The sequence below is a fragment of the Lacipirellula limnantheis genome, assembly GCF_007746075.1.
Lineage (GTDB): Bacteria > Planctomycetota > Planctomycetia > Pirellulales > Lacipirellulaceae > Lacipirellula > Lacipirellula limnantheis.
Genome location: NZ_CP036339.1, coordinates 5,017,589 through 5,032,658 on the forward strand (window position 1 = coordinate 5,017,589; position 15,070 = coordinate 5,032,658).

General features: G+C 63.6%; 14 protein-coding genes. 8 read left to right on the forward strand and 6 right to left on the reverse strand.

Going from position 1 to position 15,070, the window contains the following annotated elements:
• Nucleotides 1–153: 153 nt before the first annotated feature.
• The 6 genes from I41_RS19520 (at nt 154) to I41_RS19545 (ending at nt 7,132) form a co-directional block, all read left to right on the forward strand.
• Nucleotides 154–1,497, forward strand: coding sequence for a hypothetical protein (locus I41_RS19520; protein ID WP_145434605.1), 1,344 nt, complete (start codon nt 154–156; stop codon nt 1,495–1,497).
• A 111-nt stretch (nt 1,498–1,608) separates the two neighbouring features.
• A complete protein-coding gene (locus I41_RS19525) occupies nt 1,609–2,397 on the forward strand; it encodes a hypothetical protein (RefSeq protein ID WP_145434606.1) in 789 nt (262 codons plus the stop codon).
• An 80-nt stretch (nt 2,398–2,477) separates the two neighbouring features.
• Nucleotides 2,478–3,923: a DUF11 domain-containing protein gene (locus I41_RS19530; protein WP_145434607.1), complete on the forward strand. Its 1,446-nt coding sequence runs from the start codon at nt 2,478–2,480 to the stop codon at nt 3,921–3,923.
• A 219-nt stretch (nt 3,924–4,142) separates the two neighbouring features.
• A complete protein-coding gene (locus tag I41_RS19535) occupies nt 4,143–5,057 on the forward strand; it encodes a DMT family transporter (protein ID WP_145434608.1) in 915 nt (304 codons plus the stop codon).
• Nucleotides 5,058–5,235: 178 nt separating this feature from the next.
• Nucleotides 5,236–6,348: a pyridoxal phosphate-dependent aminotransferase gene (locus I41_RS19540; protein WP_145434609.1), complete on the forward strand. Its 1,113-nt coding sequence runs from the start codon at nt 5,236–5,238 to the stop codon at nt 6,346–6,348.
• A 130-nt stretch (nt 6,349–6,478) separates the two neighbouring features.
• Nucleotides 6,479–7,132 (forward strand): Uma2 family endonuclease, encoded by a 654-nt coding sequence (locus tag I41_RS19545; protein ID WP_145434610.1) that lies wholly within the window; start codon nt 6,479–6,481, stop codon nt 7,130–7,132.
• Between the two features lie 125 nt (nt 7,133–7,257).
• Here I41_RS19545 and clpX read toward each other — a convergent pair whose 3' ends face one another.
• Nucleotides 7,258–8,541 (reverse strand): ATP-dependent Clp protease ATP-binding subunit ClpX, encoded by a 1,284-nt coding sequence (gene clpX / locus I41_RS19550; RefSeq protein WP_145434611.1) that lies wholly within the window; start codon nt 8,539–8,541, stop codon nt 7,258–7,260.
• A 342-nt stretch (nt 8,542–8,883) separates the two neighbouring features.
• A complete protein-coding gene (locus I41_RS19555; protein WP_145434612.1) occupies nt 8,884–9,159 on the reverse strand; it encodes a hypothetical protein in 276 nt (91 codons plus the stop codon).
• Between the two features lie 343 nt (nt 9,160–9,502).
• Here I41_RS19555 and I41_RS19560 point away from each other — a divergent pair, with 343 nt between their 5' ends.
• The gene (locus I41_RS19560) at nt 9,503–11,512 is read left to right on the forward strand and encodes a hypothetical protein (protein WP_145434613.1); all 2,010 of its coding nucleotides are present in this window, start codon (nt 9,503–9,505) and stop codon (nt 11,510–11,512) included.
• 41 nt (nt 11,513–11,553) lie between these two features.
• Nucleotides 11,554–12,351, forward strand: coding sequence for a transporter (locus I41_RS19565; protein WP_168207036.1), 798 nt, complete (start codon nt 11,554–11,556; stop codon nt 12,349–12,351).
• On the opposite strand, the gene I41_RS19570 is transcribed toward I41_RS19565, so the two are convergent.
• From I41_RS19570 to I41_RS19585, 4 genes are all read right to left on the reverse strand, one after another.
• A complete protein-coding gene (locus I41_RS19570; protein ID WP_145434615.1) occupies nt 12,296–13,027 on the reverse strand; it encodes a hypothetical protein in 732 nt (243 codons plus the stop codon). The two genes, I41_RS19565 and I41_RS19570, sit on opposite strands and share 56 nt — an antisense overlap.
• 92 nt (nt 13,028–13,119) lie before the next feature.
• Nucleotides 13,120–13,470 carry a hypothetical protein gene (locus tag I41_RS19575; protein WP_145434616.1) on the reverse strand — a complete coding sequence of 117 codons (351 nt, stop codon included), beginning with the start codon at nt 13,468–13,470 and terminating at the stop codon, nt 13,120–13,122.
• Between the two features lie 59 nt (nt 13,471–13,529).
• Complete coding sequence (locus tag I41_RS19580) at nt 13,530–13,832, reverse strand: hypothetical protein (RefSeq protein WP_145434617.1); 303 nt, start codon at nt 13,830–13,832, stop codon at nt 13,530–13,532.
• A 63-nt stretch (nt 13,833–13,895) separates the two neighbouring features.
• Nucleotides 13,896–14,666, reverse strand: a complete 771-nt coding sequence (locus tag I41_RS19585) for a class I SAM-dependent methyltransferase (RefSeq protein ID WP_145434618.1) — start codon at nt 14,664–14,666, stop codon at nt 13,896–13,898.
• Nucleotides 14,667–15,070: the final 404 nt, after the last annotated feature.

Genomic DNA, 15,070 nt, shown 5'->3' on the forward strand with positions numbered 1-15,070 from the left:
CCTGGTCGCGCCTACTACTCACGCACTTTTCGAAATTCGACGTATCGTCGGCCAGGAAGCCGCCCCCATGGCGCTCCAGGTCCGTCGATCCGTCCGGCTCGCGTCGCGGTACACAGTCAGTTGGCCTGAGTGCCAGTTCAGAGGGGGAAAACCATGAGAGTTCAGAGGTTCTTATTGACCTTCGCAGCGATCGCCTGCGTCGCGTCGATCGGGTGCGTGGGCGGCAAAGCCGCCTACAACTTGCCGCCTGCCCAGCGGCTGCTCGAACCGGGCCCCGGCGTCGGCGGACCCGGCCCGGGCGTCATTCAGCCAGCAGGCGCCATGATGCCGATGGGCCCCATGGGTCCGGGCGGCGGCCCGATGGACGGCGGCTACTGCGGCGGCGGCGGACCGATCGCCCCCTGCATGGCCCTCGGCGCCGGCGGCACCTCGCAGATCGCGTTCCTCGGCGTCGAAGGGGCGGAAGTCGCCTGGGACGTCAGCGGCGTCTGCATGTTCGATTCGACCCCGCTCGTCATGCCGGGCCGACAGAACTTCCAGCAAGGCGCCATTTATCGCTTGAAACTCACCAACATTCCGGACCGTGCCGGCGTCGAGCTGTACCCGACGCTCGAAGTCGCTCCGGTGACGCCGCGGACCGACGCGTACCTGTCGCACTCGCCGATCCCGGTGCAGTTCACCGACGAAGATCTCGACCAAGTGCTGGCCGGCAACTTCGTGACCAAGGTGATCTACCTGCCCGATCCTGAGTTCCAAGACCTCGCGCTCGCCGGCGTCGAGACGCTCGTCAGCACGCGGCTCGATCCGGGCGTCGACCCGATTGCCGAGGCTGACCGTCGCGGCTCGATCCTGGCGATCCTCCGCATCGGTAACCTCGACTTGCAGCTTCCCGGGCAGATGCTCGCCATGAACGGCGGCGTTGAGAACGCCGACTACCAGGAAGGCGGCGTCAACCCGGCGCAGTGCATGACCTGCCCGACCGGTCAAGGCGGCGGCTACGGCGGCCCGCAAGGGATGCCCACCAGCGCCTTTGCTCCGCAAATCGCCCCTCCCAACTACATCTCGGGAGTCAACGGTCCGCAATGGGGCATGCCGTCGGTCGGCACTCCCATCGGGCTGCCTGGTCCGCCGCACATTCCGCTGGGTCACCAGGCTGGCCTGAAGGAGCACACGATGGTCAACCGGACGCGCGTCTTGATGCCGCCGCCGGTCGCCAAGATGAAGATGACCGTCAAGCAACGTCCTGGCATGAACTATCCCCGACCGGTCAACCACGTGAAGGTGAGCGAGACCAACCGCGCACCGTTCAGGTTGTTCGGCGGCACGCTGCCGGGAGCCGTGCCTAGCGCCATCCACCGCCTCGGCGCCCACAAGCACGCCGCCGGCGAGCCTTGCAACGACCAGTGCTACGAAGGGGAATCCTCCGGGGAGTATTCTTCCGGCGAGTACGAGGGCGCCGTCGAGGGCCCGTACGAAGGACAGGTCATCGAGCAGTAACGAAAAAGGTCGCGAGTTGCGAGTAGCGAGTCGCGAGTCAAGAGCTGAAAACGGATGACGTCTTCAATCTTCCAACTCGCGCCTCGCAACTCAAAACTTGCAGCGGAATCAATGACAACGGTTCGTTCCACACTACGCAGCGGCTTCGGCCGTCTGCACGTCGAAGGCAAACTGCGATGGGCAGTCTTGCTCGCTCTGACGCTCGTCGCTCCAGCGGCGGGACAAGAGCCGGTAAGACACTGGCGCCATGCCGGCGCCATGCCTCCGGGAGCGATTGGCCGCCAACGACTGATGCGCGGCGAACCGTTGTCAGGGTATTGTCAGGCGGTCGAGATTCGCGCTCCGCAAGGAGCGCGAATCGCGCCGGCCGCCGGAGCCGGGTTCGCCGAGGGGCAACCCGACTCGCTGCTGGTCGGACTTTACATCGGACCAGTCTATCGGTTTCGCGTCACCGAGATTCCGGAACATCCCGGGCTCGAACTCTTCCCAACCGTCGAATTGGTCGACCGCATGTATCCGCCCGAGGGGGAATCGCTCCGCTTCCCGGTGCCGGTCGACCTGACGCTCGACGAACTCCTGCTGGCTTCGGAGGGGAAGTTCGTCACCCGCGTGATCTACGTCGAGGATCCGAATCTCGCGATTCCGATCGCCCAGAAGACGCCCAGCGAAACCCGGTGGTTCGACGTCGCGCCCGGCGACGATCCATTGGTGACGGCCGATGGCCTCGGCCGACCAATCGCCATCCTGCGCATTGGCGGGCGTATTCCCGAGACCGATCAGAACGACGTCAACTTCGTCTACGGCGCGGCGCCGGCAATCGTCTACGCCAGGGTGAACCGGGGGGCTCACCCTGGCGTATTGCTCACGCCGCACGAGGAAACGATCGTGCCAGCGCCCTAGCCGCTTGCGGCTTAGCGCTAGCACAACTTTTCAAGCGTTCTTGTCAGTGGTCAGTTGTCCGTTGTCAGTGGTGAAGAGCGATGAAGCATCAACGTATTCACAGCGGACGACTGACAACGGACAACGGTCCGCGCAGCGCGCCAGCTTGGTTCCGCTACGGCGTCATCGCCGCCGCGGCGATTGTCATGTGCTCCTGCCGTACGGCGGAGCCCCGCTATCGCATCGCTCAAAACCAACCGAATCCATCGTCCGCCGATTCCCAACTCGCGTCGTCCGTGCCAAACGACGTTCAGGACCATGTACCGGGCGCCCAGTACGTCGCGCCTGAAAACGGTTCGGACAACAGCGAACAGGTCGTCTTCGCCGACGACTCCCAGGATGCGTCCGCGAATCTCCGGCAACCTGTCGACGTCCAGCCGGCCGCCTTCGCCGACGACTCGTCAGCGTCACTCCCCGCTCGCGGCTTAGCGCCGTCGACCATCCGTCTCGCCGCCGCCGAAATCCCTACCCATCTCACCAGCGCCCAGCTCGCGCAATCGCAGTGCCTGCCCGAAGGCAACTGGCAGCCAATGTGCAGCGGCGATGGCTGCGGCTGCTGTAACCACGGCCCCGTCCGCGGTCCCGCCGACGAGTACCTCTGCGACGGCGGCGACATGCATCTCCCCGCCGCAGTCAACGCCGACTGGAAGGTCACCGGCCTCGAACAAGAAGACACCGTCGCTCACTACGACACCGTCGACGGCCGCACGATCATCACGCCGAGCAACAAAGTCTGCCTTTACGCCCCGCGCTTCGCCGCGGTCCGCGAGGTCACCGATTTGCGTGCGTACGCCCGCATCGACGCCCCCGGCGGCACGATCCAAAAGATCAATCCAATCAAGATCGAAGAGACCGAAGACGTTCTCACCTCGCTCGCCGAAATCAAGCCCGACATCCACCGCGAGAAAGAACCGCCGAGCCTCCTCCGCGAACGCGAGCAGGCTGGCGAACTCGATCGCGATCGCCGGGTCGCCGTCACCATCGGCGCGCTGCAGCCTTACTGCAACGTGCAGCTCATCCGCAGCGGCGAGGTGATCGGAACCGACGTCGTCAAGATCGCCCGCGCGTCGCTTGCCGCCATCGCCTGGTCGGGCGTCGAAGCCGCCCAAGTCGTTCTCGACGGCCGGCACGCGCAGGCCGCCGTCAGCGACGTCTCGCCTGGCACAATCTACCACTTGTTCGAACCGAACAACCCCAAGCTCCGCCTCGTGAAGCTCGCCTCCAAGAGCTCGGCCCAACCGGGCGAAGAAGTCGAGTTCACCCTGCGGTTCGACAACGTCGGCGACAAGGTCATCGGCAACGTCGTCATCACCGACAACCTGACGACGCGGCTCGAATACGTCGAAGGAAGCCAAAAGACGTCGCTGCCCGCCAGCTTCACTACGCAGGCCAACGACGGCGAGTCGCTCATCCTGCGGTGGGAATTGACCGAACCGCTCGAAAAAGGCAAAGGCGGCGTGATTCAGTTCCGCTGCAAGGTGCGGTAGCCGCGGGTCAACGACCCGCCGGTGCGCCGGATATGACGCGCTCCACAGAACCGCGACCGCCGGTAGGGCACTCGATCGGGTATCAACGGCAACCCGCTCCTGTCCGCGCGCTCGGCAAACCGCTACGATAATCGGCGCCACGCCAATCGCGGTCGACTCACTCCGTGCCGCTCCGGCGGGTCGTTGACCCGCGGCTACCTCCCGCATCCCCCCCGCCCCGTGCCGTACCTCGCCTTCCTCTTCATTTGTCTCTGCTGGGGCACAAGTTTCATCTTGATGCATCGCGCGGCGCTCGCGTTCGGACCGGCCGAGATCGGGCTTTGGCGGATGACCAGCGGCGCCGCCACGATTGCCGTGTACTGCCTCTATGCCAGAAAGTGGACCTGGCTCACGGCGGCCGAGTGGCGCCAACTCGCCATCGTCGCCTTCTTCTGCAACGCATATCCATACGTGGTGCAGCCGTTTGCCATGCGATCGACGGGCGAGCATGGATTCATCGGCATGATGGTGACGCTCGTGCCCATCGCCACCATTGCCGCCGTCGCCGTGATGCTGCGCCAGTGGCCCAGTCCGCGGCAGTGGTTTGGCGTCCTCGGCGGACTCGGCTGCGCCGCATTGATCGTCTTCGACGGCACCGAGCGCGGCATCGCGCCGTGGCTCCTCGCCATGGCGCTTAGTTCGCCCATCAGTTACGCCATCGGCAATACCTATCTCAAGTGGAAACTGTCGCACCTCTCGACGGCGCCCCTCACGGTGATGTTCCTGCTGCTGGGCGCCGCCTTCGTCGTTCCCTTCGAGTACATCGCGCCGCTGCGCGACGCGCTGCACCTCGGCCCGCCGTCCCAGCCGCAACAGTGCTCGTTCGCACTCGCCTCCCTCCTTCTGCTCGGCGTCGGCAGCACTGGCGTCGCGATCTTGCTGTTCGTCTGGCTCGTCCAAACCCAGGGACCCCTCTTCGCCGGCATGGTGACCTACGTCGTCCCGATGATCGCCCTCCTCTGGGGCCAGGTCGATGGCGAACGCCTCACCAGCCGCCAACTCGCCGCCATCGGCGGAGCCCTCGCGATGGTCGCCATCGTCCAGTGGCGATCCGCCAAACCAGTCGTCGCCGTCACGCCCGAACCACCAGCGTGACGGTTCCGTCTCTCTGCCGATTCGCGTAAATTGGCGACGTCGCCCCGCAACGTGCGATCAAGGCTTCACCCCATTCCCCATTCGTCATTAAACCCAACCGCGCTGCCCCGGCGGGTCGTTGACCCGCGGCTACTCGTTTTCCTTCCCCACTCCTCCTTGCACCTGCCCTCTTCGCACCATGTCCCACCCCTGGCTAGCCGCCCGCACCGCCCAGTTCGACAGCTCCGGCATCCGCAAAGTCTTCGACCTCGCGGCGAAGATGAAAAACCCGATCAACCTCTCGATCGGCCAGCCCGACTTCCCGGTGCCCGACGCGATCAAGAACGCCGCCTGCGACGCGATCCACGCCGACCGCAACGGCTACAGCCAAACGCAAGGCATCCCGGACCTCCGCGAACGCCTGCAAGCGGACCTGCAGAAGGAATACGGCCACGACGATCGCCGCGTCCTGGTCACCAGCGGCACGAGCGGCGCGCTCGTCCTCGCGATGATGGCCCTCGTCGACCCCGGCGACGAAGTGATCGTCTTCGATCCCTACTTCGTGATGTACCCGGCGCTCGTCGCCATGGTCGGCGGCAAGACGGTGCTCATCGACACCTACCCCGACTTCCGGATCGACCTCGAGAAGGTCGAAGCCGCCATCACCCCGCGCACCAAACTCATCCTCTTCAACAGCCCCTCGAACCCCACCGGCGTCGTCGCCGACGAAGCCGCCGCTCGCGGCTTAGCGCAATTAGCCGCCAAACACAACATCGCGCTGCTGAGCGACGAAATCTACCGCCTCTTCTGCTACGACGCCCCCCTACCCTCCCCTGCTCATCACAACCCCAACGTGATCGTCGTCGACGGCTTCAGCAAAGCGTACGGCGTCACCGGTTGGCGCCTCGGCTGGGTCCACGGCCCCGCCGCCATCATCGACAAGATGACGATGCTGCAGCAGTACACGTTTGTGTGCGCCCCTCACCCGCTGCAATGGGCGGCGGTCGCGGCGCTCGACGTCGACATGAGCCCCCAAGCTGCTGAGTACGCGAAACGCCGCGACATGGTCGTCGCCGGCCTGCGCGACGTCGGCTACGAAGTCGCCGACACCGGCGGCGCGTTTTACGTTTTCCCCAAAGTCCCCGCCGGCAAAGGGACGGCCCAAGAGTTCGTCGCCCGCGCGATCGAGAACGAGCTCCTCATCATCCCCGGCGGGATCTTCAGTGGCCGCGACACCCACTTCCGCATCTCCTACGCCGCTAGCGAAGCGACGCTAGAGCGGGGATTAGAAGTGCTGAGAAAGATTCGCTAACCGTAGGTTGGGCTTTGAGCCCGACCGGAGTACCCAGCGGTAAGGGCGCCGAGGCGTAGCGCCGGCACGCTGGAAAGCTTAACCTACGCCCGATTTGCCGTCATCAGCCAAAAAAGGCTACAATGGTGCTATGAGCATCGTCTCCCAAACCGTCGCCACGCCGCCCGTCGCGTTGGTACTTCCAGCGCTCGAGTTGCCGCCGGTCCGCAACGAGGAACCGACGCGCAAACGCTGGACTCGCGCGGAATACTACCGGCTCGCCGAACAAGGATGGTTTCTAAACCAACGCGTTGAACTGATCGACGGGGAGATTGTTCAGTTGAGTCCGCCCTCGCCGCCGCACTCCTTTAGCTCCGACGAAATCCGCGACATCTTTCAAAGTCTCTTTGGCGATGAATATTGGGTTCGCATGCAGTTGCCGCTGTCGCACGGCGAGTACTCGCAACCCGAACCTGACGTCTCGGTGGTGCGAGGATCGCGGAAAGACTTTCAGAAGGCACACCCGAAATCTGCGGTTTTAGTCGTTGAAGTCAGCCGAACGAGTCTCGACTACGACACGCAGACGAAGCCTCAGCTCTACGCCGCGATGGGCGTCCCGGAGTACTGGGTTCTTGACCTCGTCCACCGGCAACTGATTGTTCATCGCCAACCACTGCGGGACGAAAGCAACTTTGGCGCCGGTTACGGCTCGGTGATCGTTCTCAACGAAGAAGACTCGGTTGCCCCGTTAGAGAAGCCAACTGCGTCGATTACGGTCGGAGCCGTGCTCCCCAGCCAAGAGTAGCGGACTCTTCCGCTCCGCCAACAAAAAAACGAGCCCGGCTGGACCGCAGTCCAACCGGGCTCGTTCGTTAGAAGTGGCGTGACTCAAACCAGCGCGGGCCCTACGAGCCCCGCCGGAGGTGAACGTCACGCGCTCTTGGTCGCCGGCGGCTCGTCGTTGAACAACTTCGCACGCCCTTCGACAATATCGTCCGTCACCACGTAGCGGCTGCCGCGCGGCTGATCGGGGAGTTCAAACATGATGTCGAGCATCACCCCTTCGATGATCGACCGCAGGCCGCGGGCGCCCGTTTCGCGTTCGGCGGCCTTGTGGGCAATCGCCTGCAGCGCCTTATCGGTGAACTTCAGGTCCGCCTCTTCCATGGCGAAGAGGTGTTGGTACTGTTTCGTCAGCGCGTTCTTCGGTTCCTTCAGCACGCGAACCAGCGAATCCGCCTCGAGCGGCCGCAGCGAGCTGATCACCGGCAAGCGGCCGATCAACTCGGGAATCAAGCCGTACTCGATCAGGTCGTCGCTGTTCACCTGAGCCAGCAGATCGCCCACGCTCAAATCCGAAGCATCCGAAGTCGATTGCCCAAAGCCCATCGACCGCTTGCCGAGCCGCTTGCTGACGATGTCCTGCACGCCGTCGAACGTACCGCCGCAGATGAACAAGATGTTCGTCGTGTCGATCTGAATGTACTGCTGCTCGGGATGCTTCCGCCCGCCTTGCGGCGGCACGTTGGCCGTGGTCCCTTCGAGCATCTTCAGCAAGGCCTGCTGCACGCCTTCGCCCGAGACGTCGCGGGTGATCGAGACGTTGTTGCTCGTCTTGCCGATCTTGTCGATCTCGTCGATATACAGCACGCCGCGCTGGGCCGCTTCGATGTCGAAGTCCGCCGCATGCAGCAACTTGAGCAGCAGGTTCTCTACGTCTTCGCCGACGTAGCCCGCTTCGGTCAGCGTGGTCGCATCGCCAATGGCGAACGGCACGTTCAGGCTGCGGGCCAGCGTCTTGGCCAGCAGCGTCTTGCCGCAGCCGGTCGGGCCGACGAGCAAGATGTTTGACTTGTCGATGTCGACTTCGGCCTCTTCCTCGGCGGCCATCAGTCGCTTGTAGTGGCTGTGAACCGCCACGGCCAGCACGCGCTTCGCGGAGTCCTGGCCGATCACGTACTGATCGAGCTCGGCGACAATCTCGCGAGGGCTGGGGATCTTCGTGAAGAGTTGTTTGCTCGATCCGCGGCGCTTGCGCTCCTGGTCGAGAATCGATTGGCAAAGCTCAATGCATTCACCGCAAATGTAAACGTCGCCCGGGCCTTCAACGAGGGGGCCAACGTCGCGATAGCTCTTGCGACAGAACGAACAGAACGCGTTTTTCTTCGAGGCGCCGGTCCGTCGTCCGCCGGTCAGGTCCCTGCTGGAGGGCATGCGAGTCTCCTTCCGAGTGTGCGTGCTTGAGGGGCATCACCGTCCCTCAAACCGTCGCGATTTCGTCCAAAGTTGTCGCTCGATGGGAGTCTCGTCAGCGCGACCGGGGAAGCGTCCCCTGTTCAGAAGAGCCAGGCCCCTCTGCCGCCAATTGCCGATTCGCTCCGTCATCTGGCCCTGCGCGACATCCTTGGTGCGCCGGCTTCGAGCCCTACACGCGTTCAACTACGCAGCGCCTGGGCGAGTCGTTCATCGACTCAACTCAGGCTCCGCTTCAACATCTGCTCAGCCCGCCGAACAACCGCGACAGGCGGTGTTCGCAGCAGCTTGGGGGTTTCAGGCCTAACCCGCGCCGCTGTTATCCTTTAACTCAGCCTTGAGCTCCGTTGCTAGCTTCGACTTTATTGTTCGGAATTCCTCGTCGCTCAAACCACCCCGGTCATACAGTTCCCGGAAGTTTGACATCATCTGGTGACGGTCTAGCTTGTCCTGTGCGGCGCGACCCCGATACCTTCGCGCCACGGCGAGCACGATGGCCGTTAAGGCGAAGATCACGGCGAACAGCAGCGCCGCTTTCGTCAGGCTCTCAACCGCCGGAGACGCATAAGCCAGATACATGCCGTCGCGCCGCCGCGCAGCTCGCGACGCCTCTCATAACCGTTACCTCTTGCCCTTCCTCACATTATGACGGCGCCGCCAGCATGAGTCCAGCGAACGACGTCTCATCCCCAACCCGTCCGCCCCGACAACTCCCTCGCCACCAACGACGCCCCGTCAGCCGCGGTAGTTAGCGCGCAATCCCGCCGCGAGCCGCGGTGCGCCCCCCCCACCGACTCGCCACGCCTATAACCGCGCCTCAGCGCGGAAATGTCATCCCCTCCCCCGCCTTCGCCGATAACGCTATCAGGCTACGAATGCGCGCACGCCCCGCCCCGACCTCGTACCGTTCGGACCCGCCCCCATGCGACGCCCCCCAGGCGACTCGCTGCCTTCCCCACCGAGCCCGCGACGACGGCGCCCGGACGAACTGGCGCTTGCGCTCGCGATCACGTTAGCCCTCCAACTCACGCTCCTGACGCCCGCCCCCGCCCAAGCCCAACTCCCCGAGCCGAGCTACTGGCGCACGCGCGTTTTCTTCATCCCCTACCAGCCGACAGACGCGGCCCCCTTCGCCTCGCCCGTCGACAAGGTGCAACTCCTCGTCTCCCGCGGCGGAGACCAGCAGTGGGCCGTCCTCCAAGAGGCCGAACCCCGCGTCCGCGGCTTCAGCTATCACGCCCCCGTCGACGGCGAATACGCCTTCGCCGTCCGCACCATCAACCGCAAGGGCGAAGCGACCCCCGCCACGATCGCCCAACCCCAAATCCGCGTCGTGGTCGACACGGCCCCCCCATCGCTCCAACTCTCCGCCGCTCCCGACATTTCCGGCCGGATCATCCTCCGTTACGAAGCCCGCGACTTGCAGCTCAAGCCCGAGACCGTTCGCCTGGAAGCCCAGACCGACGGCGCGACGTGGCAGCGCATCGCCACCGGTCCGCCGGACTTGTCGCAACCCGACCGCGTCGTCGGCCAAGTCGCCTGGAAGCCCCCCACCAGCGCCGGCGCCTTGAAATTCCGCGCGACCATCGACGACCGCGCCGGCAACCAATTCAGCACGCTCGCCGACGCCTCGCTCGTCAATCCCCTCGCTCCCACGCTCGCCGGCCCCACCCTCGCCGATCCGCCTGCTTCTCAGCCGCTTGCCAGCTTGCCGTCATCCACCCCCACCCTCAACGGCCCTACCCTCAACGCGCCCGCCGGCAACCCCTTCGGCAGCACCGGCGTCGATCCCTTCGCCGCGTCATCGCCGAGCGCGAACCCTGCCGCCGCCGCTGCCCAGCCGCTCGCCGGATTAGGGCCACCCGCGCAAGAATGGACCGCCGCCCCCAGCGCCGCGCGCGCGGCGAATTCACCCGCCGCACCGCAGACCGCCGCGCCGTCAACCAGCCCGTTCGCCGCCGCCGCTGCCGCGACGCCAGTCGCGCCGCCCCTCTGGCCCGACAGTCGCACCCCGGCGCGCTTGGTCGCCGACAACGGCGCCACCCCCTCCCCTGCCCTTCCCTCGCGCGACCTCTTCGGCGCCCCGCCGCTGGTCGGCGGCGGATCGGGATACGCCAGCAACTCAACCGCCAACGGTTTGCCGCCGAACCCTTTCCAATCAGCCTCGGCGTCGCCGGTCACGCCGCTCGGCCAGCAAACCATCCCCAACCCTCCAAATTGGTCGGCGCCCGCCAGCGATCCGCCTGTCGACGCCGCCGGCACGCGCTGGGTCAACTCGCTCACGTTCGACGTCGACTACGACCTCCAAACGGTCGGTCCCTGGGGCGTCTCCAAGGTCGAGCTCTTCGCCACCCGCGACGGCGGCGCGAGTTGGGCTAACTTCGGCGCCGATCCCGACAACCGCAGCCCGATGCGCGTCGCCGTTCCCGCGGCCGGCCTCTACGGCTTCCGCCTCGTGGTCAACGGAGCCAACGGCGCTCCAGCCGCCACCCCCAATGCCGGCGACAAGCCCGAACTGGTGATCGGCGTCGACATGACCGAGCCGACCGCCGAGCTCCAGCCGGCCGAACTCGGCCAAGGCAACCTCGCCGACCACCTCATCATCCGCTGGAGCGCCACCGACGATAATCTCGACGCCCGCCCGGTCGGCCTCTTCTATGCTAACAACCCCGAAGGCCCCTGGTCGACCGTCGCCACCGACATCGACAACAATGGCCAATACGCCTGGCGACTCCTGCAACAAGTCCCCGAGCGCCTCTTCCTCCGCCTCGAAGTCCGCGACAAGGCCGGCAACGTCGCCATCCGCCAGTCGCCGGCCCCGGTCGCGCTCAATCTGCCGCAACCCACCGGCAAACTCCGCAGCGTCCGCCCGGTGCAAGCCGAGCCCCAACGCTTCCGCACGGCGAGCGGGCAAGAGATCCGCAATCAGTAGCCGCGAGGATAAGCGGAATGCATCGCAAAAGTTGCACTTCCTTGTCACTTCTACTGATTTCATTTGCTGGATTAGCGTGGAACTCCGCCGCCTTAGCCCAGGAAGCTGAACCCGAGCACATCGAGACCGACCGCGATTCGTTCACACCCGCGACGGTTACCGCCGGCAACGGTCGCTTGATCGTCGAATCAGGCTATTCGTTCATCGATAACCGCAGCGTCCCCGAAACGCACAGCCTCCCTGAACTGATCGCCCGCTACGGGTTGAACGATTGGTTCGAGCTTCGCATCGGCTCGAACTACGAAGTCGGCGGCGCGTCGAACTCCATCTCCGGCGGCGGCGGAGACGACGGCGACTTCGACTCTGCTGAACTAGAAACCGAAGCGAAAGTCACTTACGGCTTCAAGGCGGCGCTCACTGAACAAGATGGTTGGATGCCCCGCAGCATCGCCATCGTGCAAGGCGCCACTCCCACCAGCGGCGTCGAGACGGCGACCCATGCGGTCGGCACGTACGCCTGGGGGTGGGAACTCGGCGAGATCTGGCTTTGGGATTCGGCGATTCGCTATGGCGACGGCAAAACGGAAGAAGATAATTTCGATCGCTGGGCGCCATCCACTGTCTTGAAGTGCGGCGTTGCCGAGCAGTGGAACGCTCACATCGAGTACTTTGGCATCTTCACCGACGGACGCTCAGACGAGCTGACCCAATCATACGTCAGCCCCGGCCTCCACTATCTGGTGACGCCCGACTTCGAAGTTGGCGTCCGCATCGGCTGGGGCCTCAGCAACGACGCCGCCAACTTCTTCTCCAACGCCGGCGTCGGCGTTCAGTTTTAGCCGGCCGACAATAATCATGGCGCCGCCTATTGCAGCTCTCGGCTTCGCCAGAGGGTTGGTCACCACACCGGTCAACGTCGCCCCGCGTTGTGCTCTCTCCGGCAACGCCGCAACGACGATCCGCCATGTGGTCTAGCCAGAATCGTCCGATTCCCTTCCGCACGCTGGGCGCCATGCTTTCGCGGAGCGTAAGCATGTGGAGTCTCTGACCGCTCCGCGTCACTCGAACATGTCGACGCTCCGCGACGACATGCCATCCAGCGTCGCTCCCTAAGTCATCATCGACGAAAAATCGATGCCCATGGAACAAGGCATTCGACTCAATCTCCGCCAAAGTCCAACAATGGTCGATCGCATCGTCCCAAGCGACGCCTTGAAATTGATTGAGCACCAAACGCGAAATCTCCCACACCTCCGCCTCGCCGGGGATGCGGCCGGAAACGTTGACCACCACCGAGACGTCAGGCAGGCTCCCTAGAACCTCCCGAAGCATGATTAGATCCTCGTCCTCAGCCTCTGCCAAGAGATCGTCGTAGAATCCGAGATAAAGCGACGCCGACTCGGCGCCGACGGGCCAACGCCACGCTTCGGGGCCATTTGCCTCGGCAATCTCGTAAAAGAACGCCGCAACTTCCTGCCGCGTGACTCTGGTCAGGTTGAAAAATACTGATCGCATGTCAGGTCAAGCTTATCGGGATAGTTGTGATGCCATGACAACGCCAAACCGCCCAATCGAATCAGCGAGTTTCAGCCGAGACCGCGTCATCCTCATCGATCGAGTGTTCGATCAATCATCGCGTCAACAACCCGAATATCCTCTTCGTCGCCAGACCGTTGATACGTCGCCCTGTCTCCATTAACGACGATCGGTCCCACGACTGTACACTCTCCTTGCTGCCGCGCCGGCAGCCGGAAGATGCAATGCCCCGTCCAGCTTCGCCACATTTGCAGCGCAAATTCGTCGAGGCAGACGACCCACCTGTCGTCCATATCTTGAGGCCATACTCCTGCCCGTAGCTTCGCGGCCGAGTCCGGACTAAGCGTTCTCTCGTACTCAACTTCAATACGCGAGTCGCCCATCGGCATTACCTTCGACAACCAACGTTCACGGCTCGACATACGATCTTTCTTCCACAGAAATCAAGCAGTGTCTTCGACACTCCCCTCGAAGTCGTCTCTTAAGGCACTGGTCCAGATGACGCAGCCAGTTCGCGTAGTTCCTGCCAACACTCTTCATATCGTCGTAACGTGAAATCAAGTCCCGGCACAGACCGGTCGACTCGGTCCATATAATACAGACGCTCCTTCTCAAAATAGTGCTCATGCCGCCGCTCGTTGGCTTCGCCAATCAGCGACGGCAAATTGTGGAGGTGTTCCGCCTCGATGGTGCAGTACTCGATCATTCCCAATAGGCCGGCATCTCGCAATCTCTGCAATCCATATTGCAGAATCCGAATGTAGATCTGATCGCGCTCCGACATATATTCGCTCCGATCGTGGCCAAGCTCGCCGCACCAGTTTACCGTGACGGGCGCGAACCTCCTTCATTTACCGACGACATAATGCTCGCTAGCCGTCCGAATCTCAATTTGCCCATCGCAAGCATACCGATCAAACAACCCCACCAAAAACTCCCGCGGCAACAGCGGCAAGTAGTCCGCAAGTAGGAAGCGCAGAATTCGCATGCGGTTCGCTTCGCTATCCTCAAAAACCAGTTCATACGCCACCGACCGCTTGGCGTAGCTGGCCCCCAACTCCTGCAACGCCCCCTCAACGTCTTCGGCCACATGGTAGGGAACTTCTCTCCCCAACTCCCCAAACGCCGCGATCCAGAACTCAATCAGAGCGTTCGACCGCCCGGCGATCGCGGTGACGAACGTCCCTCCGGCCACGAGCGAGCCGATCAGCTTCGCCAGCTCTGCCCGCAAGTTCGGCACGTAGTAAAAGACGTGATTGGCCAGAATCAGGTCAAACGGCCCAGCCCCCTCCGCCGGCAGCGTCGCCGACTCGACGATCGGCGTCCCGCTGCGACTCGCCAACCGCTCGACCGCCTGCCGCCGCACCGCATCGACCGGTTCCACCAGCGTCAGCGCCACCCGTTCGGGCGCCCAGCCAAGTTCGTCCAAGAACCGCTCCGTGAACGTCCCGGTCCCGCACCCGAAGTCGAGCATTCGCACCACGCCCGTCGTCGGCAGCCGACCGCGCAGCTCCTCCGCATACGCCCGCACGTCCTCACGGGCCTCCGTGGCATGACGCTCGAAGAACGAGTAGTCATCAGCAATCGCCCCAAAATCCTTCGCCGGGTTTTCGCTCATCGCACCTCGGAGTTATTGATCTCTCGCAATGGCGCGAAGGCGCAAAGAAAAACGCAAAGAATTTCATTGGTCTTCTTTGCGTGGTCTCTGCGCCTCTGCGCCTTAGCGAGAGAAATCTCAGTCACTACTAGGAAACACCGTGTCCCGCCTGGCCAAAAATAGTTGCGCGCAAACCACCCCCAATATGATAACGTGGCCGTAGATTAGGCTTTCAGCCCAGTTATGCCGCGGTGTGCTCCCCGTCAGGCTAGAAAGCCCGATCTAATTTTGCGACTTTTGCGTGCCGACTCGTCAATCGAAAAAACGCAAAATTCGCTTCCATAGACGACGTTGCTTTTGTAAGAAAACCTCGGAAATTGCCGAACAAAATCGCCGCTGACAGCCGGCTAAACGCCCGAGTTTTG